This is a genomic window from Streptococcus infantis ATCC 700779, assembly GCF_000187465.1.
GTDB classification, from domain to species: Bacteria; Bacillota; Bacilli; order Lactobacillales; family Streptococcaceae; genus Streptococcus; species Streptococcus infantis.
Genome location: NZ_GL732439.1, coordinates 444,625 through 468,015 on the forward strand (window position 1 = coordinate 444,625; position 23,391 = coordinate 468,015).

General features: G+C 39.0%; 23 protein-coding genes. 22 read left to right on the forward strand and 1 reads right to left on the reverse strand.

Features of this window, described 5'->3' with window-relative positions; genetic code table 11:
* Positions 1-18: 18 nt before the first annotated feature.
* From HMPREF9423_RS04430 to HMPREF9423_RS04485, 12 genes are all read left to right on the forward strand, one after another.
* Positions 19-675: a CBS domain-containing protein gene (locus HMPREF9423_RS04430; protein ID WP_006148127.1), complete on the forward strand. Its 657-nt coding sequence runs from the start codon at positions 19-21 to the stop codon at positions 673-675.
* A 129-nt stretch (positions 676-804) separates the two neighbouring features.
* Entirely contained in the window at positions 805-1,095 is a 291-nt protein-coding gene (rpsF, locus tag HMPREF9423_RS04435; protein WP_002896497.1) for a 30S ribosomal protein S6, read from the forward strand.
* A gap of 11 nt (positions 1,096-1,106) precedes the next feature.
* On the forward strand, positions 1,107-1,577 hold the full coding sequence (locus tag HMPREF9423_RS04440) for a single-stranded DNA-binding protein (protein ID WP_006148128.1): 471 nt from the start codon (positions 1,107-1,109) through the stop codon (positions 1,575-1,577).
* Positions 1,578-1,608: 31 nt separating this feature from the next.
* Positions 1,609-1,848: a 30S ribosomal protein S18 gene (rpsR, locus tag HMPREF9423_RS04445; RefSeq protein ID WP_000068664.1), complete on the forward strand. Its 240-nt coding sequence runs from the start codon at positions 1,609-1,611 to the stop codon at positions 1,846-1,848.
* A 132-nt stretch (positions 1,849-1,980) separates the two neighbouring features.
* Positions 1,981-2,484, forward strand: coding sequence for a GNAT family N-acetyltransferase (locus HMPREF9423_RS04450; RefSeq protein ID WP_004244450.1), 504 nt, complete (start codon positions 1,981-1,983; stop codon positions 2,482-2,484).
* 80 nt (positions 2,485-2,564) lie between these two features.
* Entirely contained in the window at positions 2,565-3,965 is a 1,401-nt protein-coding gene (locus HMPREF9423_RS04455; protein WP_006148130.1) for a bifunctional Cof-type HAD-IIB family hydrolase/peptidylprolyl isomerase, read from the forward strand.
* Position 3,966: 1 nt separating this feature from the next.
* Positions 3,967-4,329 (forward strand): S1 RNA-binding domain-containing protein, encoded by a 363-nt coding sequence (locus tag HMPREF9423_RS04460; protein ID WP_004252382.1) that lies wholly within the window; start codon positions 3,967-3,969, stop codon positions 4,327-4,329.
* Positions 4,330-4,378: 49 nt separating this feature from the next.
* Positions 4,379-5,128 carry a tRNA1(Val) (adenine(37)-N6)-methyltransferase gene (locus tag HMPREF9423_RS04465; protein WP_006148131.1) on the forward strand — a complete coding sequence of 250 codons (750 nt, stop codon included), beginning with the start codon at positions 4,379-4,381 and terminating at the stop codon, positions 5,126-5,128.
* Entirely contained in the window at positions 5,118-5,402 is a 285-nt protein-coding gene (locus HMPREF9423_RS04470) for a GIY-YIG nuclease family protein (RefSeq protein ID WP_006148132.1), read from the forward strand. The genes HMPREF9423_RS04465 and HMPREF9423_RS04470 overlap by 11 nt, the downstream gene beginning before the upstream one ends.
* A gap of 84 nt (positions 5,403-5,486) precedes the next feature.
* Positions 5,487-6,422, forward strand: a complete 936-nt coding sequence (locus HMPREF9423_RS04475; protein ID WP_006155574.1) for a manganese-dependent inorganic pyrophosphatase — start codon at positions 5,487-5,489, stop codon at positions 6,420-6,422.
* 72 nt (positions 6,423-6,494) lie between these two features.
* The gene (locus HMPREF9423_RS04480) at positions 6,495-7,007 is read left to right on the forward strand and encodes a YiiX/YebB-like N1pC/P60 family cysteine hydrolase (RefSeq protein ID WP_006148134.1); all 513 of its coding nucleotides are present in this window, start codon (positions 6,495-6,497) and stop codon (positions 7,005-7,007) included.
* Positions 6,991-7,638 (forward strand): DUF1803 domain-containing protein, encoded by a 648-nt coding sequence (locus tag HMPREF9423_RS04485; RefSeq protein ID WP_006148135.1) that lies wholly within the window; start codon positions 6,991-6,993, stop codon positions 7,636-7,638. The genes HMPREF9423_RS04480 and HMPREF9423_RS04485 overlap by 17 nt, the downstream gene beginning before the upstream one ends.
* 41 nt (positions 7,639-7,679) lie before the next feature.
* Here HMPREF9423_RS04485 and HMPREF9423_RS04490 read toward each other — a convergent pair whose 3' ends face one another.
* A complete protein-coding gene (locus tag HMPREF9423_RS04490; RefSeq protein WP_006148136.1) occupies positions 7,680-9,125 on the reverse strand; it encodes a UDP-N-acetylmuramoyl-L-alanyl-D-glutamate--L-lysine ligase in 1,446 nt (481 codons plus the stop codon).
* Between the two features lie 105 nt (positions 9,126-9,230).
* On the opposite strand from HMPREF9423_RS04490, the gene HMPREF9423_RS04495 reads away from it, so the two are divergent.
* The 10 genes from HMPREF9423_RS04495 to mltG all read left to right on the forward strand — a co-directional run bounded on the left by HMPREF9423_RS04495 (position 9,231) and on the right by mltG (position 23,364).
* Positions 9,231-10,853, forward strand: a complete 1,623-nt coding sequence (locus tag HMPREF9423_RS04495) for a putative polysaccharide biosynthesis protein (RefSeq protein ID WP_006155559.1) — start codon at positions 9,231-9,233, stop codon at positions 10,851-10,853.
* Between the two features lie 199 nt (positions 10,854-11,052).
* Positions 11,053-13,011, forward strand: coding sequence for a peptide ABC transporter substrate-binding protein (locus HMPREF9423_RS04500; RefSeq protein WP_006148140.1), 1,959 nt, complete (start codon positions 11,053-11,055; stop codon positions 13,009-13,011).
* Positions 13,012-13,157: 146 nt separating this feature from the next.
* Positions 13,158-14,252 (forward strand): cystathionine gamma-synthase, encoded by a 1,095-nt coding sequence (locus HMPREF9423_RS04505; RefSeq protein WP_006148141.1) that lies wholly within the window; start codon positions 13,158-13,160, stop codon positions 14,250-14,252.
* A 4-nt stretch (positions 14,253-14,256) separates the two neighbouring features.
* Positions 14,257-15,423, forward strand: coding sequence for a MalY/PatB family protein (locus HMPREF9423_RS04510; protein ID WP_006148142.1), 1,167 nt, complete (start codon positions 14,257-14,259; stop codon positions 15,421-15,423).
* 91 nt (positions 15,424-15,514) lie between these two features.
* A complete protein-coding gene (locus HMPREF9423_RS04515; protein WP_006148143.1) occupies positions 15,515-18,613 on the forward strand; it encodes a pilus expression-regulating Snf2 family helicase in 3,099 nt (1,032 codons plus the stop codon).
* A gap of 46 nt (positions 18,614-18,659) precedes the next feature.
* Entirely contained in the window at positions 18,660-19,253 is a 594-nt protein-coding gene (zapJ, locus tag HMPREF9423_RS04520) for a divisome accessory protein ZapJ (protein WP_006148144.1), read from the forward strand.
* 11 nt (positions 19,254-19,264) lie between these two features.
* Positions 19,265-20,599: a UDP-N-acetylmuramate--L-alanine ligase gene (gene murC / locus HMPREF9423_RS04525; RefSeq protein WP_004252402.1), complete on the forward strand. Its 1,335-nt coding sequence runs from the start codon at positions 19,265-19,267 to the stop codon at positions 20,597-20,599.
* Positions 20,600-20,607: 8 nt separating this feature from the next.
* Positions 20,608-21,123, forward strand: coding sequence for a GNAT family N-acetyltransferase (locus tag HMPREF9423_RS04530; RefSeq protein WP_006148145.1), 516 nt, complete (start codon positions 20,608-20,610; stop codon positions 21,121-21,123).
* Positions 21,120-21,614, forward strand: coding sequence for a GNAT family N-acetyltransferase (locus HMPREF9423_RS04535; RefSeq protein WP_006148146.1), 495 nt, complete (start codon positions 21,120-21,122; stop codon positions 21,612-21,614). Before HMPREF9423_RS04530 ends, HMPREF9423_RS04535 begins: the two co-directional genes overlap by 4 nt.
* Before the next feature lie 82 nt (positions 21,615-21,696).
* Positions 21,697-23,364, forward strand: coding sequence for an endolytic transglycosylase MltG (gene mltG, locus HMPREF9423_RS04540; protein WP_006148147.1), 1,668 nt, complete (start codon positions 21,697-21,699; stop codon positions 23,362-23,364).
* Positions 23,365-23,391: the final 27 nt, after the last annotated feature.

Below are 23,391 nucleotides of genomic sequence, written 5' to 3' on the forward strand. Positions count from 1 at the left end.
ACATAAAGGAGATTTCCTATGGCAGTTAAAGATTTTATGACACGCAAGGTCGTTTATATCAGTCCTGATACAACTGTTGCACACGCAGCAGATTTGATGCGCGAGCAAGGCTTGCACCGTCTCCCTGTTATTGAGAATGATAAATTAGTAGGCTTGGTAACAGAAGGGACAATCGCTGAAGCTAGTCCTTCAAAAGCGACTAGTCTTTCAATCTTCGAGATGAATTATTTGCTTAATAAGACAAAAGTAAAAGACGTCATGATTCGAGATGTTGTAACTGTCTCAGGCTATGCAAGTTTAGAAGATGCAACTTATCTCATGCTTAAAAATAAGATTGGTATTTTGCCAGTTGTTGACAATGGACAATTGTATGGAGTCATTACAGATCGTGATGTATTCAGTGCCTTTCTTGAAATCGCTGGTTATGGTGAAGAGGGAATCCGTGTTCGTTTTATCACAGAAAATGAAGTTGGAGTTTTAGGTAAGATTGTTTCTTTAATCGTTGAGGAAAATCTTAATATCTCTCATACCGTTAATATTCCACGTAAGGATGGTAAAATTGTTATTGAAGTACAAATTGAGGGAAGTATTGACCTTTCTTCATTGAAAAAGAAATTCGAGGATGAAAATATTCTCGTAGATGAAATTACAAAAACTTCTGCAAAAAAACTCTAAAAAGAAAAATATAACTTACTTTAAGCTTGCGAAAAAAATTTTTTTCTAGTATAATAGTTTATTGTGAGCAAACCTCACTTACCCCTTGCAAAGGCTTGGGGTCATTAGACCAAAAGGAGGAACATATCAATGGCTAAATACGAAATTCTTTATATCATTCGTCCAAACATTGAAGAAGAAGCGAAAAACGCTTTGGTAGCACGTTTTGACTCTATCTTGACTGACAACGGTGCAACTGTTGTTGAATCAAAAGATTGGGAAAAACGTCGTCTTGCATACGAAATCCAAGATTTCCGTGAAGGACTTTACCACATCGTTAACGTTGAAGCAAACGATGACGCAGCTCTTAAAGAGTTTGACCGTCTTTCAAAAATCAACGCTGACATTCTTCGTCACATGATCGTCAAACTTGACGCGTAAGAAGGTAGATTATGATTAACAATGTTGTACTTGTAGGGCGTATGACACGTGACGCTGAGTTACGTTATACCCCATCAAATGTAGCAGTTGCGACTTTTACTCTTGCAGTAAACCGTACATTCAAGAGTCAAAATGGCGAACGTGAGGCTGATTTTATCAATGTCGTTATGTGGCGCCAACAGGCTGAAAATCTTGCTAACTGGGCTAAAAAAGGCTCTCTTGTCGGGATTACAGGTCGTATTCAGACTCGTAGTTACGATAACCAGCAAGGACAACGTGTCTACGTGACAGAAGTCGTAGCTGAGAATTTCCAAATGTTGGAAAGCCGTAGTGCTCGTGAAGGACAAAGTGGTGGAGCTTATTCTGCACCAACTGCGAATCATGCAGCAGCTACAAATTCAGTACCAGACTTTTCACGTGATGAAAATCCATTTGGATCAACCAATCCTTTGGATATTTCAGATGATGATTTACCATTCTAATGGACAATTAATACTATAAAGGAGAAAAAACATGGCTCAACAACGTCGTGGCGGATTCAAACGCCGTAAAAAAGTTGATTACATCGCAGCAAACAAAATTGAATATGTTGATTACAAAGATACTGAGCTTCTTAGCCGTTTCGTTTCAGAACGTGGGAAAATCCTTCCACGTCGTGTAACTGGAACTTCAGCTAAAAACCAACGTAAAGTAACAACAGCTATCAAACGCGCTCGCGTAATGGCTTTGATGCCTTTCGTAAACGAAGATTAAAAAAAAGACCCTTACGGGTCTTTTTTTCACGAGCATTGAAATGTGAGAGCGAGTCAAGACCCGGCTGGTTTTTTTCTTTCTCTAAAACGTGCTATAATGGTAATAGAAAGAGTAAAGGTGGGTAAGTCAAAGATGAATTGTACGATTAGAAATATGATTAAGTCTGATATTGAATCCTTATCTCATGGATTTATGAATCAGGGTTGGCCTGGTAGAGAGGAAATTTTAGCTAGATATTTCCTGGAACAGGAAAGTGGGGAGAGAGAAGTCTTAGTTGCAGAGATTGATGGTGCTGTAGCGGGCTACGTTACCATTTTGCCCTCTGCTAAACATGGTCCTTTTGCAGAAGTCTATCCAGAATTATCAGATTTTAATGTCTTTGAGCCTTTTCGAAATCAAGGGATTGGGAATCAACTGCTAGAAGAAGCAGAAAAACGAGTCAAGTTTGTTTCGAGTAAGGTCACTCTTGGTGTAGGTTTGCACTTAGGCTATGGCCCTGCCCAGAGATTATATATCAGACGGGGCTACATTCCAGATGGGACAGGTGTCTGGTATCGAAATCAACCCTTGGAAATGAATGCAACTAGCCAAAATAATGATGATTTGGTTTTGTATCTAGTAAAGGAATTCGGATAAGAGACAAGGATTTTATTGGGGATGTGGGATTTCTCTACTTTATGGTATAATGGAAGGAGTGAATTGAAGGAGGTATTATAATGGATGCCAAGTTAAGATACAAGGCTAAGAAGATTAAGATTATCTTTTTTGATATAGATGATACTTTACGAAATTCAAAGACTGGCTTTATTCCAAGCACTATTCCAACAGCCTTTAAACAATTACGTGATAAAGGAATTTTGACAGGAATTGCGACTGGTCGAGGTATTTTTGGTGTCGTCCCAGAGATTAAAGCCCTCAAACCTGATTTCTTTGTAACCTTGAATGGTGCTTATATTGAGGACAAAAAGGGCAATGTCATTTATAGTAACAAAATTGCTAAAGATGAGGTTGAAGAGTATATTACTTGGACCAAAGAAATTGGGATTGATTATGGTTTGGTGGGAAGCCATGCTGCTAAACTATCAAGACGAACAGAGATGATTAGCCAGGCGATAGACCCGATTTATCCTGATTTAGAGGTGGACCCTGATTTTTACCAAAAAGAAGATATTTATCAGATGTGGACCTTTGAGGAGCAGGGTGATGACCTTGTCTTGCCTGATACTTTGGCATCGACTTTACGTATGGTACGTTGGCATGAACATTCGTCAGATGTGGTGCCTATTTCTGGTTCTAAGGCAGCTGGAGTTGCCAAAGTGGTAGACCAATTAGGTCTTAAACCTGAAAATGTGATGGTTTTTGGGGACGGACTTAACGATTTAGAGCTCTTTGATTATGCAGGCATTAGTGTCGCTATGGGTGTTTCTCATGATACAATCAAAGAAAAAGCAGATTATATTACAAAAACATTAGAAGAAGATGGCATCTTTGATGCCTTAGAAGGATTTGGTATGGTAGAAAAAGAATTACATTTTCCACAAGTAGACATTGAAACAGTAGAAGGTCCAATTGCGACTATTAAGACAAATCATGGGGATATGCGTATCAAACTTTTCCCTGATCACGCACCAAAAACAGTAGCCAACTTTATTGCTCTGTCAAAAGATGGTTACTATGACGGTGTGATTTTCCACCGTATTATTAAAGATTTTATGATTCAAGGTGGAGACCCAACTGGAACTGGTATGGGTGGTGAATCTATCTATGGTGAGTCATTTGAGGATGAGTTTTCAGAAGAACTTTACAATGTTCGCGGAGCCCTTTCTATGGCTAATGCTGGGCCAAATACAAATGGCAGCCAGTTCTTTATCGTGCAGAATCAACACTTGCCATATTCTAAGAAAGAAATTGCTCGTGGTGGTTGGCCAGAGCCAATTGCGGAGATTTATGCAGAACAAGGTGGAACTCCTCACCTAGACCGTCGTCATACTGTATTCGGTCAACTTGCGGATGAAGCTTCTTACGAAGTTCTGGATGCAATTGCAGGTGTCGAAACAGGCGCAATGGACAAGCCAGTTGAAGATGTCGTAATTGAAACTATTGAAATTGAGGACTAAAATGAAAATCGGTGATAAGCTAAATGGCCGTATTACTGGGATTCAGCCCTATGGAGCTTTTGTTGAGTTAGAAACAGGAGTGACAGGCCTGATTCATATTTCGGAGATTCGGACAGGATTTATCGAGAATATTTACGAGGTTTTAAAAATCGGTGATGAAGTCCAGGTACAAGTAGTAGATTTTGACGAATATACAGGGAAGGCTAGCCTTTCCATTCGTACCTTGGAAGAAGAAAAACATCAACTTCCTAGACGGAGACGTTTTTCGAATGATCGCATCAAACATGGATTCGCGCCGCTTGGTCGCATGATGCCTGTTTGGACACGAGAAGCCTTGGAACATTTAAAGAAAAACAGTAATTGATATCCCCTCAAATCATTGTGATGTTATTATATTTTGCTATAATAGAAGTATGAACGAAGAACAATTATTAAAAACAGGAGAGCGCATTAATCAACTCTTCTCTACTGACATCAAAATTATTCAAAATAGTGAGGTTTTCAGCTATTCAGTGGATAGTGTACTTTTGTCACGCTTTCCTCGTTTTCCGAAAAATGGTTTGATAGTAGATTTCTGTGCGGGCAATGGAGCTGTTGGACTGTTTGCCAGTAGCCGGACCAAGGCTAAAATTCTCTCTGTAGAAATTCAGGAACGTCTTGCTGATATGGCCGAACGCTCAGTACGTTTAAATGGGCTGGGTGGACAGATGCAGGTCATCTGTGATGATTTGAAGAATATGCCTAGTCACATTCAGGGGAGCAAGGTTGATTTGATTTTATGCAATCCGCCTTATTTTAAAGTGGATCCAAATTCTAATCTGAACGAAAGTGAGCATTACCTTTTAGCTCGGCATGAAATTACAACCAATCTTAAGGAAATCTGTCGTAGTGCCCAGAGTATTCTCAAATCAAATGGACGTTTGGCAATGGTTCATCGTCCTGATCGATTATTAGATATCTTAGCTACGCTCCAACAGCATAATCTGGCTCCAAAACGTCTGCAATTTGTTTATCCTAAACGGGAGAAGGAAGCTAATATGCTTTTGATTGAAGCTATCAAGGACGGCTCCACTAGTGGCTTTAAGGTTTTGCCACCACTCATTGTTCATAATAGTGATGGTACTTATACACCAGAAATTCAAGAGATTTACTATGGATCATAAGGCTTATATGTATGTGGTAGAGTGCCGTGATGGTTCCTACTATACAGGCTATACAACAGATGTGAAGAAACGGATTGCCGTGCACAATAGCGGTAAAGGTGCCAAGTATACACGCGCTCGATTGCCGGTAAAACTCATATTTGCAGAAGGTTTTGACAGTAAGGAAGAGGCCATGTCTGCTGAAGCTCTTTTCAAGCGTAAGACACGTATGCAAAAAGAAAATTATTTCAAAGAGAATCAAAATAGAAATTTAGTCGATTCTTTTGACTTGTAATGAGGAGTCCTTTGACTCCTCTTACTTTTGTCAAAAAGCGAAAAAAATGCTACAATAAAGAGAATAAAGAAACGAGGTATTATCATGTCTAAGATTCTAGTATTTGGTCACCAAAATCCAGACTCAGATGCCATCGGGTCATCTGTAGCCTTTGCTTATCTTGCAAAAGAAGCATACGGCTTGGATACAGAAGCAGTAGCTCTTGGGACTCCAAATGAAGAAACAGCCTATGTATTGAACTATTTTGGTGTTGAAGCACCGCGCGTGATCACTTCTGCTAAAGCAGAAGGGGCAGAACAAGTTATCTTAACAGACCATAATGAATTCCAACAATCTGTTTCAGATATCGCTGAAGTTGAAGTTTATGGTGTGGTGGATCATCACCGTGTGGCTAACTTTGAAACTGCAAGCCCACTTTACATGCGTTTAGAACCAGTTGGATCAGCATCATCTATCGTTTACCGCATGTTCAAAGAGCATGGCGTAGCTGTTCCAAAAGAAATTGCAGGTTTGATGCTATCAGGTTTAATTTCAGATACTCTTCTTTTGAAATCTCCAACCACTCACCCATCAGATAAAGTCATTGCTCTTGAATTGGCTGAATTGGCTGGTGTGAACTTGGAAGAATACGGTCTTGCCATGCTCAAGGCTGGTACAAACTTGGCAAGCAAGTCAGCAGAAGAATTGATTGATATTGATGCGAAGACATTTGAACTCAACGGAAACAATGTCCGTGTGGCTCAAGTGAATACAGTTGATATTACTGAAGTACTGGCACGCCAAGCTGAAATCGAAGCAGCTATCCAAGCCGCAAATGCAGCTAACGGCTACTCTGACTTTGTCTTGATGATTACAGACATCGTCAACTCAAACTCAGAAATTTTGGCTCTTGGTGCTAATATGGACAAGGTAGAAGCAGCTTTCAACTTCAAACTTGAAAACAACCACGCTTTCCTTCCAGGTGCTGTTTCACGTAAGAAACAAGTTGTACCTCAACTTACAGAAAGCTTTAATGCTTAATTCTAAAATGAAAATGGGGATACCCATTGTAATAAAAAGGAGTTTCGACTCCTTTTTTGCTAGGAGAGAAGTATGTTGGAAAATGGCGACTTAATTTTTGTAAAAGATGATTCGGATATAGGACAGGCTATCCAGGCATCTACTGGAAACTATAGCCATGTAGCTATTTTTTTGGATGGCTTCGTCTATCATGCTAGTGGGGAAGTTGGCGTTATCTATCAAAAGCCAATAGACTTCTTCGAACCAGATTATCTGTATGATATTTATTGCTATCCAAAGATAGATATTCAAAAGGTAAAGAAAAGAGCAGACCAGCATCTGGGAGCTCCTTATAATTTTTCTTTTTATCCTGATGGGGAGGGTCTCTATTGTTCCCAATATATCGCAGACATTCTTCCTATTTTTGAGACCATTCCCATGAAGTTTGGGGATAATATACAGGAAATCAGTGATTTCTGGAGAGAATATTATCGAGAGTTGGGGCTTCCTGTACCTCTGAAACAGCCTGGCACTAACCCGAGTCAATTAGCAGCATCACTACTTTTAGTATGTAAAGAAAGGAATCTTCATGATTCAGATTTTTAATCCATCACGATTGACACGGCAGCCATTCTTTAGGGACTTGGTGGACTATCTTGATCAGCATGATGAAGTTATTCTACGCGAAATTAAGGCTAAGTTTCCAGAGGTTCTAGTTGACAAGTATTTGGAGGAATATATTAAAGCGGGTTTGATTTTGAGAGAAAACAAACGCTATTATCTCAATCTCCCATTTCTAGAATCTACAGAATCTCTTGCACTAGACCAAGAAGTCTTTGTAAGAGATGATAGTCCCATCTATCAAGAAATCTTGGAGAAAGATTTTCAGACGGGATTACGCAATCAAACAAATGCAGCTATCCTAGAAGAGCACACCGATTTTGCAAGGGAAAAGATGACCTTGTCTAATTACTTTTGCAAGGTCAAGTTCCACTATCCACTGACGGAAGAACAGCAGAGATTGTATGAAATTTTAGGGGATGTCAATCCTGAGTATGCTCTCAAGTACATGACTACTTTTTTGCTCAAGTTCCTCAAAAAAGATCAACTCATGCAGAAACGACCTGATATCTTTGTTGATAGTCTAGTCTTATTAGGCTACATCGTTCAAAATGAAGATGGGAAATATGAGTTAGCTGTAGAATTTGATAAGGAAAGACTCATCTTTATAAAATAATAGAAGAAGACTAGGAAATTTTCTAGCCTTCTTTTAATTTACTATAGATAACGTTCTGCGACGGCTGCATCTCCAGGATAGTCCTCCTTTATCCCGTTGATGATTTGGTAGCAGTCAGCTCCTTTACCAGCGATAATGACAGCATCCAGTTCTTGACTTGTAACAGACATCGCAGCCTTGATGGCTTGCTCACGGTCAGCAATCTTTTCAACAGGATGATGGATAAAGCTACTGATTTCATCTGCAATGGCCATTGGATCTTCATAGTTTGGATCGTCAGCCGTTAGAAATACTTGAATTTCAGGATGTTGATCGAGGAGAAGTCCAAAGTCCTTACGACGGCTTTCTCCCTTGTTTCCTGTTGAACCAAGTACTAAAGCAATTTTTCCAGTCTGATGTGTTTCAACAACTGAGATTAGTTTTTTAAGACTGTCACCATTGTGGGCGTAGTCGATGAAAACTTTTGCTCCATTTTTCTGAGTGAGAACCTCCATGCGGCCAGGGACACGAGTAGTAGCAATCCCTTTTTTAATGTCTTCAAGACTAGCACCTAAACGAAGGCAGGCAAGTCCAGCAGCCACGGCATTTTCTTGGTTAAAATGTCCAATCAACTGGATGTCATAATCACCAACTAATTTACCAGTAGCTGAGAAGCTGAAGGCTTTGGAGTTTTCGATTTGGTTATCAGATTGGCTACCGTAGAAGTCATGTTCTTGATTTTCTACTTGTTCTTTTAGAACAGAGAAATAGTCCATATCGCTATTAATGACAACTGCTCGGCTATTTTTCATCAAGAGACGTTTATGGTAGAAGTAATCTTCAAAAGTTGGATGCTCAATAGGTCCAATATGGTCAGGACTGATATTGAGGAACACACCTACATCAAAAGTGAGGCCGTAGACTCGTTTCACCAAGTAAGCTTGACTGGAAACTTCCATAATAAGGTGGGTTCTTCCATTATCAACTGCTTGCGCCATCATATCAAAGAGGTCGATGCTTTCAGGTGTTGTCAGAGCAGACTTGAAGAAAGTTTTACCGTCCAAGGTCGTATTCATGGTCGATAACATAGCTGGATAATGTTTTTGATTTAGAATGTTGTAGGCGAAGTAAGCAGCTGTTGTTTTTCCTTTAGTACCAGTGAAAGCAAGGAGTTTTAGTTTTTCCTGTGGATTACCATAAAATTCCATGGCAATCAAACTCATAGCTTTCTTAATATCGTTAACGACAATAACAGGAATATCTACTTCATAGTCCTGCTCCGCTACATACCAACTGAGTCCATGTTCTATTGCCGAAAGAAGAAATTCCTTCTTGAAAGCAGCTCCTTTTACAAAAAAGAGGCTATTATCTTTCGCTTTCCGGCTATCGTAGCAGATGCTATCAAAAGTTACATCATTAAAATTATAGTGGTAATGTCCTTGGTCGATAATCTCACGGAAGAGATCGTCTTTCTTTAAAATATCTAATACGGTTTCAATCTTTATCATACTTTCTATTGTAAACTGAAAGTCTGAATTTTACAAGTAACAAGGAAAAGTTTATAATGGAAGATAAGGAACTTTTCCTAGTGATTAAAAATGAATGAGGAAGCTATGTCTAACGAAAATAATCATCAGCAAGCCCAGATGTTACGAGGCACTGCTTGGCTAACGGCTAGTAATTTTATCAGCCGCCTGCTCGGGGCTATTTACATTATTCCATGGTATATTTGGATGGGGACATATGCCGCTAAGGCAAATGGACTCTTCACCATGGGTTACAATATCTATGCTTGGTTCTTGTTGATTTCGACAGCAGGTATCCCAGTGGCGGTCGCTAAGCAGGTCGCTAAATACAATACCATGCATGAGGAAGAGCATAGTTTTGCCCTGATTCGAAGCTTCTTAGGCTTTATGACTGTATTGGGACTTGCCTTTGCTTTGATCTTATATCTCTTTGCACCTTGGTTGGCCGATCTTTCCGGTGTCGGGAAGGATTTGATTCCCATTATGCAGAGTCTAGCTTGGGCTGTCTTGATTTTCCCGTCTATGAGTGTTATCCGTGGATTTTTCCAAGGGATGAATAATCTTAAACCTTATGCCATGAGTCAAATTGCTGAGCAGGTTATCCGTGTGATTTGGATGCTCTTAGCAACCTTTATCATCATGAAGCTCGGTTCAAAAGATTATCTATCAGCAGTTACTCAATCCACTTTTGCTGCTTTTGTGGGAATGGTAGCTAGTTTTGCAGTCTTGCTTTATTTCCTTTATAAGGAAGGATTGCTCCAAAAAGTTTTTGAAACTCGAGATAAGATTGATAGTAAGAGTCTTTTGGTTGATACGATTAAGGAAGCTATTCCTTTTATCTTGACTGGTTCGGCTATTCAGCTTTTCCAAATCTTGGACCAAATGACCTTTATCAATAGCATGAAGTGGTTTACCAACTATAGTAATGAAGACTTAGTTGTCATGTTTTCTTATTTCTCTGCCAATCCGAATAAAATCACTATGATTTTGATTTCGGTTGGAGTTTCGATTGGTAGTGTTGGTCTGCCTCTCTTGACGGAGAACTATGTCAAGGGGGATTTACCAGCAGCTTCTCGTCTAGTTCAAGATAGTATCACCATGCTCTTCCTATTTCTCTTACCTGCAACGGTTGGAGTAGTCATGGTAGGTGAACCACTCTATACAGTCTTTTACGGTAAGCCAGATGGCTTGGCTATGGGCTTATTTATCTTTGCGGTATTGCAATCAACAATTCTCGGCTTGTACATGGTCTTGTCACCAATGCTTCAGGCTATGTTCCGTAACCGTAAGGCGGTCTTGTATTTTGTTTATGGCTCAATTGCTAAGATTGTTCTACAATTACCATCGATAGCTATTTTCCATAGTTATGGTCCTCTCATTTCAACGACTATCGGTCTTATCATTCCGAACGTCTTGATGTATCGTGATATCTGTCAGGTTACAGGCGCGCGTCGAAAGATTATTCTGAAGAGAACAATCTTAGTCACTATTTTGACTCTGGTTATGTTTATTCTAGTAGGACTCTTGCAATGGATTATTGGATTTGTCTTCCAACCAACTGGACGTTTCTGGAGTTTCCTATATGTCGCCTTAATTGGTACAATCGGTGGCGGGCTTTACGGAGTTATGTGTCTCTATACTCGTCTCTTGGATAAGGTTATTGGACAGGAAAAAGCAAATCAGTTACGAGCACGATTAAAATTATCATAATAGTTTATAAATAAAACGAACAATTTGAACTTTTTACGTAAAAAAGTCTAAATTGTTCTTTTTTTCTTGAATAAATACAAAAAAATATAAAAAATGTAGAAAAAAATCTATAATTTGGTAAAAATTAGATAAAATCACTTGACTAAAAAAAACAATAGCTGTATAATGATACAAATATTTAAATTTGGAGGTTCTGTTTATGAAAAAGTCTAAGGCAAAATATCTGACGCTAGCAGGCGTTGTCCTAAGTGCAGGTCTGCTATTGGCGGCTTGTAGCAACTCAGCTAGTTCTACTAAAACATATAATTATGTATACAGTAGCGATCCATCTAGTCTAAACTATCTCTTAGAGAATCGTGCAACAACAGGTGATGTTGTGACAAACTTGGTAGACGGTTTGATGGAAAATGACCAATACGGGAACTACATTCCTTCATTAGCTGAGGATTGGACAGTTTCCCAAGATGGTTTGACTTATACTTACAAACTTCGTAAGGACGCCAAATGGTATACAGCAGATGGTGAAGAGTATGCACCAGTGACAGCACAAGATTTTGTAACTGGTTTGAAATATGCTGCGGATAAAAAATCTGAAGCTCTCTATCTAGTTCAAGATTCTGTTGCTGGCTTGGATGACTATATCAACGGAAAAACAACAGACTTTTCAACAGTTGGTGTAAAGGCTATTGACGACCAAACTGTCCAATATACCTTGACTCACCCAGAAACTTACTGGAACTCAAAAACAACTGCGACTATTCTGTTCCCAGTAAATGCAGACTTCTTGAACTCAAAAGGGGATGATTTCGGTAAAGTGGATCCAGCAAATATCTTGTATAATGGTCCATTTATTCTCAAATCATTCACATCTAAATCTGTCATGGAATACAAGAAAAATCCAAACTATTGGGATGCAAAAAATGTATTCGTAGATGAAGTGAAGTTGACTTACTACGATGGAAGCGACCAAGATGCCTTGGCACGTAACTTCATGGAAGGAGTTTACAGCTACGCACGTCTCTATCCAAATAGTTCGAGCTTTGAAGGAATTAAGGAAAAGAATAAAGATAATATTATTTACAGCATGCAAGATGCGACATCCTACTATTATAACTTTAACCTAGATAGACAATCTTATAACCATACTTCAAAAACAACTGATGCTGAAAAGACAGCCCAACAAGAAGCAGTTTTGAATAAATCATTCCGTCAGGCTATCAACTTTGCCTATGACCGTACTGCTTATGGTGCCCAATCTCAAGGGGAAGAAGGAGCAACTAAGATTATCAGAAACTTGCTCGTTCCACCATCATTTGTAACACTTGATGGTAAAGATTTTGGTGATGTCGTAGCTTCTAAGATGGTCAATTACGGTCAAGTATGGCAAAATATGAACTTCGCTGATGCCCAAGATGCTTACTACAATGCCGATAAGGCCAAAGAAGTCTTTGCTCAAGCCAAGAAAGAATTGGAAGCCAAAGGTGTTCAATTCCCAATTCACCTGGATTTACCGGTTGACCAAACCTTTAAGAAGGGGGTGTTAGAGGCAAGTTCTTTCAAACAGTCTATTGAATCTGTTCTAGGTGCAGATAATGTCGTTATCGATATTCAAATGCTTACTACTGAGGAAATGGATAGTATTGGTTATCTAGCGAATACAGCTGCACAAAAAGACTATGACCTTTATAACGGTGGTTGGGGACCAGACTACCAAGACCCATCAACTTACCTCGATACTCTTAGCTTAACAAGTGGTGGCTCACTACAAAACCTCGGTTTGGAACCAGGAGCAACCAATGCTAAAGCAACAGCTGTTGGTTTGGATGTCTATACTAAGATGTTGGAAGAAGCCAATGCTGAACAAGATTTGAACAAACGTTATGATAAATACGCTGAAGCACAAGCTTGGTTGGTGGATAGCTCTCTAGCAATTCCAAACGTTTCTAAAGGTGGAACACCTACATTGAGAAAAACAGTTCCATTCTCTGCCGCCTTCTCTCAAGCTGGTAATAAGGGTGTTGAATCCTACAAATACGTGAAATTGCAAGATAAGATTGTCACAACAGCTGAGTATGAAGAAGCTAGACAAAAATGGCTGAAAGAAAAAGAAGAATCTAATAAAAAAGCCCAAGAAGATTTTGCTAAACACGTTAAGTAATCAGTCTATTCAACAGGAAAAACGATAGTTTCTCAGGAAGCTATCGTTTTTTATATAGTTTGAAACTATAACTAGCTCTTGAAAACAAGAAAACGAAGGATACAAAATAAGTGGTACAATAGTTACTATAGATTTGGAGGTATTGTATGAGTAAATCATTTCACATCAACACAATTTTAGCACAAGCAGGGATCAAGTCTGATGAGGCAACAGGTGCTTTGGTTACACCTATTCACTTTTCAACGACTTATCAGCACCCAGAATTTGGTCAATCAACTGGATTTGACTATACCCGCACCAAAAACCCAACTCGTAGCAAGGCAGAGGAAGTTTTGGCAGCTATTGAATCCGCCAAGTATGCTTTGGTGACTAGTTCAGGTATGTCTGCGATTGTGTTAGCCTTTAGCGTTTTTCCAGTAGGAAGCAAGGTTTTAGCTGTCCGTGACCTTTACGGTGGCTCTTTCCGCTGGTTCAATCAAGTTGAGCAAGAAGGACGTTTCCACTTTACCTATGCCAACACAGAAGAAGAGCTAATTGCCGAGCTAGAAAAGGATGTGGATGTACTTTATATCGAAACACCAACCAACCCTTTGATGTTGGAATTTGATATTGAAAAATTGTCAAAATTAGCTCATGCTAAGGGTGCTAAAGTTGTCGTCGACAATACCTTCTATAGCTCGATTTACCAACGTCCAATTGAAGACGGAGCAGATATTGTCCTTCATTCAGCGACAAAATACCTTGCAGGCCATAATGATGTTCTAGCTGGTGTAGTTGTGACAGATAATGCTGAATTGTACGAAAAACTCTTTTACAATCTCAATACAACTGGGGCTGTTTTATCACCATTTGATAGTTATCAATTGATTCGTGGTCTTAAAACATTGTCACTTCGTATGGAGCGCTCAACAGCTAATGCTCAAGAAATCGTAGCCTTTTTGGAACAATCACCTGCTGTCAAAGAAGTCTTGTATACAGGGCGTGGGGGAATGATTTCCTTTAAAGTAGCAGATGAGAAGCGTATCCCTCATATCTTAAACACTTTGAAAGTATTCTCTTTTGCTGAAAGCCTGGGTGGTGTAGAAAGTCTGATTACCTACCCAACCACTCAAACCCATGCAGACATTCCTGCAGAGGTTCGTCATTCTTATGGATTAACAGATGACCTCTTGCGCTTGTCTATTGGTATTGAGGATGCAAGGGACTTGATTGAAGATTTGCGTCAAGCTTTGGAAGGATAAGACTATGGGGAAATATGATTTTACGACTTTGCCCAATCGTTTTGGACATCATACCTACAAATGGAAAGAAGCAGAGACTGACCGTCAAGTATTGCCGGCCTGGATTGCTGATATGGACTTTGAAGTCTTACCTGAGATTCGTCAGACTGTCCATGACTATGCTGAGCAATTAGTCTATGGCTATACCTATGCTAGTGATGGCTTGATTGAAGCCGTTCAAAACTGGGAGGAAAAACACCATGGTTATCGCTTTGAAAAGGATGCTCTAGTCTTTATCGAAGGGGTAGTGCCAGCTATTTCAACAGCCATTCAAGCCTTTACCAAAGAAGGTGAAGCGGTTCTGATTAACACACCGGTTTATCCTCCTTTTGCTCGAAGTATTAAGCTCAATAATCGTAGACTAATCACCAACTCTCTAGTAGAAAAAGACGGACTTTTTGAGATTGACTTTGATCAATTGGAGAAAGACTTTGTCGAAGAAGATGTGAAACTCTACGTTCTCTGTAATCCTCATAATCCTGGTGGACGCGTTTGGGAAAAGGAAGTCTTAAAGAAGATTGGACAACTTTGTCAAAAACATGGAGTCTTGCTGGTATCTGATGAGATTCACCAAGATTTAGCTCTATTTGGAAACAAGCACCAGTCATTCAACACGGTAAATGAAGATTTTAAAGAATTTTCACTGATTTTAAGCAGTGCTACCAAGACCTTTAACATTGCTGGGACGAAGAATTCCTACGCTATTATCGAAAATCCTAAGTTGAGACTTGCTTTCCAAAAGCGCCAGCTGGCTAATAATCAACATGAAATCTCAGGTTTGGGATATTTGGCAACAGAAGCTGCCTATCGATATGGTGAAGATTGGTTGACAGAACTCAAAGAACTGATTGAGACACACATCAATTATGTAGTGGATGTATTTGGCAAAGAAACTAAAATCAAGGTCATGAAACCTCAAGGGACCTATCTCATTTGGCTTGATTTTTCAGCCTATGATATTAGCGATGAAGAGCTAAGAAAGCTTTTAAGAGACGAAGCCAAAGTTATCCTGAACAGAGGCTTGGACTTTGGTGAAGAAGGAGCCCTCCACGCTCGTCTCAATGTAGCCATGCCAACATCTATTTTGGAAGAAGTCTGCCAACGAATCATTGCCACTTTTTCAAATCTTTAAAAACTAGCCTTTTAGGAGAAAAGTCTTCCTAGAAGGCTATTTTCATAGGCGAAAATATGGTATAATTAAGAGATAAAGTAAAGGGGAAATTATGGCTAAATTGATTCCAGGAAAGCTTCGAATGGAGGGAGTGGAACTCTATGAAACTGGTCAGATTGAAATCATTAAAGAACAAGACCATCGCATCTATGCGCGTGTAGCGGAAGAAGAAATTCGTTATAGTTTAGACGATGACTTGATTTTTTGTGCATGTGATTTTTTCAAAAAAAGAGGTTACTGTGTTCATTTAGCATCTCTAGAATATTACTTGAAAAATGACCAGCTAGGACAGGAAATCTTACTCAATCTGGAGGCTAATCAGGAAGAGAAGGAAACTGTTGAGACACAGGTGACTTTTGGAGGAGAATTCTTGAAGTCTATCCAAGTTCCGCGTCAATCCAACATCTATCGGCTTTCTGCTCAAGGGCAGGTGGAAGCAGGAACCAATCGCATTATCTGGACTTTAAGAATTGGTCTTTCTCAGCAAGACAAGTTTTATGTGATTAGGGATATCCCTCTTTTCTTAAAAGTCATAGAGTTTTCCAAACCTTACATGATAGGAAAGCATTATGAGACTTCATTAAGACTTGAACAATTTGATAAAGCCAGTCAAGAAGTTTTGAATTTTTTACTTGGATTAGTTGAGGAGAAAATAGACAATTCTATTTTTTTCCCAAATCAAGGACGACATCTCTATTTCCCTAAAACCTTTTTTGAGCAGGGGGCTAGTCTACTGATGGGATTAGAAGCCTTTCAGTTTGACCACCAACTTTCGAGTTATCATCGTCTTCTCTTCCAAGACTTTGATGGCCAAGCAAGTTTGTTTTCATTTAGAATTGAAGAAAAATCCAACTATTTTGAAATGGAAATTTTCGAACAGGCAGGGCTTAATTTCTTTTACAGAGGACAAGTATTATTCTACAAGGGGAATTTTTTCCTGATGACGAAAAAACAGGCTAGTTTATTAGATGCGCTTAGAAAAGTTCCTTTAGATAATGGTGGCAGAAAGATCTTACAGTTTGATACTCGTGATCGAGATCTTTTAGCTTCGACCTTGTCACAGTTTAAATGCCTAGGAAAAGTAGAAGCTCCTGATTCACTACAAATTCAATCCTTCCGTCCGTCTTTTTATATGGATCGTGAAGAGGATGGTTCTATTCGATTAGATATGCAATTTCAATATGAAACTTGCCTAGTAACCAATCGTAATGAACTAGAGAAACTTCCTTTTGCTAGTGACATTCAATTGGAAAAACAGATTTTTCAGTTGGCCTTATCTGCTGGGTTTGAAGCGGATTTTCGTTCATGGCGTCAAAGTTTGAAAGCTGAAGTAGTCCATACATTCTTTCAGGAAGTATTACCAGCCTTTTCAGCGCTAGGAGAATTAAAGATTTCAGAGAGCATGCAAGATCTTTATCAGATTCAAAAACCTCAAGTTCAGATATCATCTAAGGGAAGTCTTTTAGAAATTCAATTTGATTTTCAGGATATTGATCAAGAAGAAATCAATCGAGCAATGAAAGCTCTCGTTGCCAAGCAGGACTATTATATTAGCTCGTCTAATCAGGTCTATTATTTTGATGAACAGACAAAACGTATTCGACAAGATTTAGAAGACTTAGGAATTGATGAGATAGAGAGTGCTGCTTTTCAGGCTCGCAAGTCTTTGGCTTATACCTTATCTCATCTGTTTAAGGACCAGGATCAAGTTACTTTTACTGATGAATTTCGTCATTTGGCGCATCATTTAACGCATCCAGAGGATTTTCCGATGAAATCCCTAGATATTCGAGCCCAACTCAGGGATTATCAGAAAAAAGGGATTCAATGGCTTCAGATGTTAGACCATTATGGATTTGGTGGAATTTTAGCTGATGATATGGGACTTGGAAAAACCTTACAAGCCATCGCCTTTTTAAGTAGCCAACTTCAGGAGAATAGCCGTGTCTTGATTCTTGCTCCATCTGGTCTCATCTATAATTGGGCTGATGAATTTAAAAAATTTGCACCAAATTTGGATGTGGCTGTCGTACATGGATTGAAACCTTATCGCGAGACTATTTTAGCAGAAAAACATCAGGTCTATGTAACCAGTTATGCCACTTTCCGTCAGGATAGTGAAATCTATCGAAATTTATCTTTTGATTTTCTATTTCTAGATGAAGCCCAAGTGATGAAAAATGCCCAAACCAAAATTGCTAAGATTTTGAGAAAGTTTGTGGTTCCATCAGTCTTTGCTCTTTCCGGAACACCAATTGAAAATAATCTAGGGGAATTATGGTCTATCTTTCAGATTGTATTGCCAGGACTTTTGCCAGCAAAAAAAGACTTTATGAAATTGCCTGCTGAGAGAGTGGCACAGTTTATCAAACCATTTGTCATGCGTCGAAAGAAAGAGGATGTTCTTACAGAGTTACCTGATCTGATAGAAGTCGTTTATAAAAATGAACTGGAGGACCAGCAAAAAGCTATCTATCTAGCTCAACTTCAACAGATGCAAGAGCGTTTGGGACAAGTGACCGATGCAGAATTTCAACGAAATAGAGTTGAAATTTTAACAGGACTCATGCGTCTTCGCCAGATTTGTGATACTCCAGCTCTATTTATGGAAGATTATAAGGGAGATAGCGGGAAGCTTGATAGTTTACGAGATCTACTAAGTCAAATTGCTGAGGGAAATCATCGTGTACTCATCTTCTCTCAGTTTAGGGGAATGCTTGATCGCATCGAAAAGGAGTTGCCTCAGCTTGGCTTAACTTCCTTTAAGATTACTGGCTCTACACCATCACAGGAGCGTCAAGAAATGACCAAGGCTTTTAACCAAGGTGAGCGCGATGTGTTTTTGATTTCTCTAAAAGCTGGTGGAGTTGGTCTCAACCTTACTGGTGCGGATACAGTTATTCTGGTAGACTTATGGTGGAATCCGGCAGTTGAATCACAGGCTATTGGCCGGGCCCACCGTATGGGACAAGACCAAGCTGTTGAGGTTTATCGTCTGGTAACTAGAGGCACAATCGAGGAGAAGATTCAAGAGTTGCAGGAAGAGAAAAAGAATCTGGTCTCAGAAGTATTGGATGGAACAGAGTCTCGTGGAAGTCTCACACTTACTGAAATTCAAGAAATATTAGGAATTTCTGAAGCCAAGACTTGAAAAATCAAGACTTTACGTTATAATGGAGTATTGAAAGGGAATAAAAATGAAACAAGTACGATTTCCAATAGTGTCAGATGATGAGATCATGCTGACAGAAATGCCATTTATGGATTTATATGATGAGTCGGATCTCATTAGTAATATCAAGGGAGATTACCAGGACAAAAACTACTTGGAATGGTCACCAATTACTACCGAAAAAAAGCCACTGGTTCAAGCATCAGATAAGCTACCTGAAAAGAAGGAAAAATCCTATGCTGAACTTGCTCGTGAAGAAGCAAGAGCTGATCTAAAACGGAAACGTTCAGCAAAATATTTGACTCAAGATGTTAGTTTTACGAAACGTTATAAATCTTCAAATAATGTAGTAAAACAGGCAAATAAGCCAACAGCTCCTTTCCAAAAGGAAAATCCTGGGGAGCTAGCAAAATTTAGTGACAAACTAACTCAGAACCATTATATTTTGGCTGAAATGGCTCCACAGACGCAGGAGACAAGCAAAGAAGAGCATCTTGGACCAAAGAAAAATAATTATGATTTTTTAAAGAAAAGCCAAATTTATAACAAAAAAGAAAATCAATCAGAAAAAGAACGTAAAATTGCTCAAGAGTTGAACTTGACAAATATGACAGAGTAAAGGGGAAAAAGATGGCAAAAACCTATCATTTTATCGGAATTAAAGGATCAGGGATGAGTGCCTTGGCCTTGATGTTGCACCAAATGGGGCATAAGGTCCAAGGGTCTGATGTAGAGAAATACTACTTTACACAACGTGGACTGGAGCAAGCAGGTATCAAAATTTTGCCTTTTGATGAGAAGAATCTTCAAGGGGATTTAGAAATCATCGCTGGGAATGCCTTTCGTCCAGACAACAATGTTGAAATTGCCTATGCAGACAAGAATGGACTAAGCTATAAACGTTATCATGAGTTTCTTGGTAGCTTTATGCGTGACTTTATCAGCATGGGTGTTGCCGGAGCACACGGTAAGACTTCAACAACAGGTATGCTTTCTCACGTTTTGTCACACATCACTGATACAAGCTATCTAATCGGAGATGGTACAGGTCGTGGTTCTGAAAATGCTAAGTATTTTGTCTTCGAATCAGACGAGTACGAACGTCATTTCATGCCATATCACCCAGAATACTCTATTATTACGAATATCGACTTTGACCATCCTGACTATTTCACAAGCTTAGAGGATGTCTTCAACGCCTTCAATGATTATGCTAAACAAATCACCAAAGGTTTGTTTGTCTACGGTGAAGATGCTGAGTTGCGTAAGATTACGGCAAATGCCCCAATCTATTATTACGGTTTTGAAGCAGACAACAATGACTTTGTAGCTAGCGATTTGCTTCGTTCAACAACTGGTTCAACTTTCACAGTTCACTTCCGTGGTCAAGAGTTGGGTCAATTCCACATTCCAACCTTTGGTCGCCACAACATCATGAATGCAACAGCAGTAATTGGTTTACTTTATACTGCTGGATTTGACTTGAATTTAGTGCGTGAACACTTGAATACTTTTGGAGGCGTTAAACGTCGCTTTACCGAAAAGATTGTTAACGATACAGTCATTATCGATGATTTTGCTCATCACCCAACTGAAATCATTGCAACTCTAGATGCTGCACGTCAAAAATACCCAAGCAAGGAAATAGTTGCTATTTTCCAACCGCATACTTTTACTCGTACAATTGCTTTGTTGGATGATTTTGCACAAGCTTTGAACCAGGCTGATGCAGTTTACTTAGCACAAATCTATGGATCTGCTCGCGAAGTTGACCATGGTGATGTTAAAGTTGAGGATTTAGCAGCTAAGATTGATAAAAAACATCAAGTTATCACTGTTGAAAATGTGTCTCCACTCTTAGACCATGACAATGCTGTATACGTCTTTATGGGAGCAGGTGACATTCAATCATATGAATACTCATTCGAACGTCTCTTGTCTAATTTGACAAGTAATGTTCAGTAAGGAACACCATGGAATTTCCAATTAAAATAAGGGAAGTTCAGCAATCTGATATTGAGCAGGTTTGCTTGATACAGGAGAGTAGTCAAAACTTCCAAGAAACAGTTAATAGAGAAATAATAGAAGAACGTATCCGTAATTTTGCGGATACGTTTCTCTTAGCTAGTTTAGATGATCAGGTGATTGCTTATATTTCAGCGACAGATTTTGCTACGTCCTCAGTAAGTAGATGGATAATAGAGATGGCAGATGGAGAAGCTATTAGTAATGGAAATCTTGTTATTGATGCTTTATCTGTTCATCCGAATTATCAAGGGCAAGGATTTGGAACCTTGTTGCTCGCAACCATGAAACAAGTTGCTCTTCAACAAAATAGCCCCGGTATTTATCTGGTCTGTAAAGATGAATTCCTGTCTTATTTTGAGATGAGTGAATTTATAGAGCAAGGAATAGTAGATCTGGGAGTCGGAAATGAAGTTAATTTTCTCATGTGCTGGAAGAATCCCTTTTATCAGGAGGAACTATGATTATTCGACAAGCTAGACTGAGTGATTTAGACCGTATTTTAGAGATTGAATTAGAGAATTTTTCTATTGAAGAAGCCATACCTCGATCTGTCTTTGAAGCACATTTAAAGGAAATAAAAACGAGCTTTCTAGTGGCTGAAAAAGATGGAGAGATACTTGGTTATATCGAAGGTCCGGTAATCCCTCATCGTTATTTACAAGACCTGTCTTTCACTGAAGAAATAAAAGACCACAGTCATAAGGAAGGTGGTTATATTTCTGTGACTTGTCTTTCTATAGCAAAAAAAGCTCAATCTCTAGGACTAGGAAAAAAACTCCTGACCGCATTGAAAGAAGTGGCTCTTAAGCATGAACGAGAGGGGATCAATCTGACCTGTCATGACTACCTTATTGAATACTATGAGAAGCATGGTTTTGTCAATGAAGGAAAGTCTAAGTCCCAATTTGCGGGAGAAGAATGGTATGATATGGTCTGGGAAAACAAGAATTAGTGAGTAGAAAGGCTTCTAAGGTTGCTTTTCTTTAGTTTTTAAGATATAATATTAAGGATTATCAACAAGGAGGTAAATACCTTTGAGCGAAAATTCAAATGAAGAAAAGTTGAGTTTTAAAGAGCAAATTTTGCGAGATTTAGAACGACTAAAAAAAGAGGCAAATGAAGTTGAACAAACGGATGATCTTTTTTCAACTTTAGCAAAACCTTCTGAAGCAACTTCAGAAAAAAAGGAACCAAGTATTTCGGAAGAGGAGTTGATTGCAAAATCAGTTGCAGCTGTTGATCAATTGATTGATAATGCCCCAACTGTTCCTGAGCGTCCTGTTCTTGTAGAAGAAGTTCCAGAAGAAGCTGCAGAGGAAGTACAAGAAGAAATTCCAGAAGCAGTACGAGAAGAAGTAGTTGAGTCATCTCAATCAATTCCGGAAAAAGAAGAGAATAATTCAATTCCAACTAGAGTTTCAGTTTCTTATCGTGCATTTGATACTGTTCCAGAAAAAGAAACAGTAAACCTTGCGTCACACAATGAAGAATTGACAAGTCAAGAAGCTACTGAAGAAGCAGACCTTCCTAGAAGAAGTCGGAGAGAGACTGTGAAACCAGCCAAGAAAAAGAAGAAATCCCGCTTAAAAGGATTTTTAGTAACAGTTTTGGTATTATTGATTCTAATTGGTGCTGGTGGATTCTTTGGCCTACGCTATGCTGAATCAGCTCTACAACCAGTAGATCCAAGTTCTAAACAATATATGTCAGTTCAGATTCCAGATGGTGCTAATACTCAAGAAATTGGCTCAGTTTTGGAAAAATCTGGTGTTATTAAGAACGGTTTGGTCTTTACACTTTATGCCAAGTATAAAAACTACACTGGATTGAAGTCTGGTTATTACAACTTGCAAAAGAGTATGAGTGTTGAAGATGTCATTAAAGAGTTGCAAAAGGGTGGTACACCTGAACCTCAGGAAGTTGCTCTTGCAGACTTGACTATTCCTGAAGGCTATACTTTGGAACAAATTGCTCAAACTGTTGGCCAACTTCAAGGTGACTTTAAGGAACCTTTGACAGCGGAAGCATTCTTGGCTAAGGCCCAAGATGAGACCTTTATTGCTCAAGAGGTTGCCAAATATCCAAACTTGCTTGAAAGCTTGCCAGCAAAAGATAGTGGTGTTCGTTACCGTTTAGAAGGTTATCTTTTCCCTGCGACTTATACAATCAAAGAAAGTACAACTGTTGAAAGTTTAATTGATTCAATGCTTGCAGCTATGGATAAGAACCTTTCTTCACACTATGCTGCGATCAAAGAAAAGAACTTGACCGTAAATGAGCTCTTAACAATTGCATCACTTGTTGAGAAAGAAGGGGCAAAAACAGAAGATCGTAAGCTGATTGCAGGAATCTTCTATAACCGCTTAAACCTCGGTATGCCACTTCAAAGTAATATCGCTATCCTTTACGCAGAAGGAAAACTTGGTCAAAACATCAGTCTCTCTGATGATGCAGCCATTGATACATCTATTGATTCACCATATAATGTCTATACAAAAGTAGGTCTAATGCCTGGACCAGTTGATAGTCCAAGCTTGGATGCTATCGAATCAAGTATCAATCAGACAAAGAGTGAATATCTCTATTTTGTAGCCAATGTTCAAGATGGTAAAGTTTACTATGCAACAACACTAGAAGAACATGATCGTAACGTTCAAGAACATATCAATAGTAAATTACCTCAATCAAATAGCACAAACTAAAATTATGTGGTTTTCCACATAATTTTG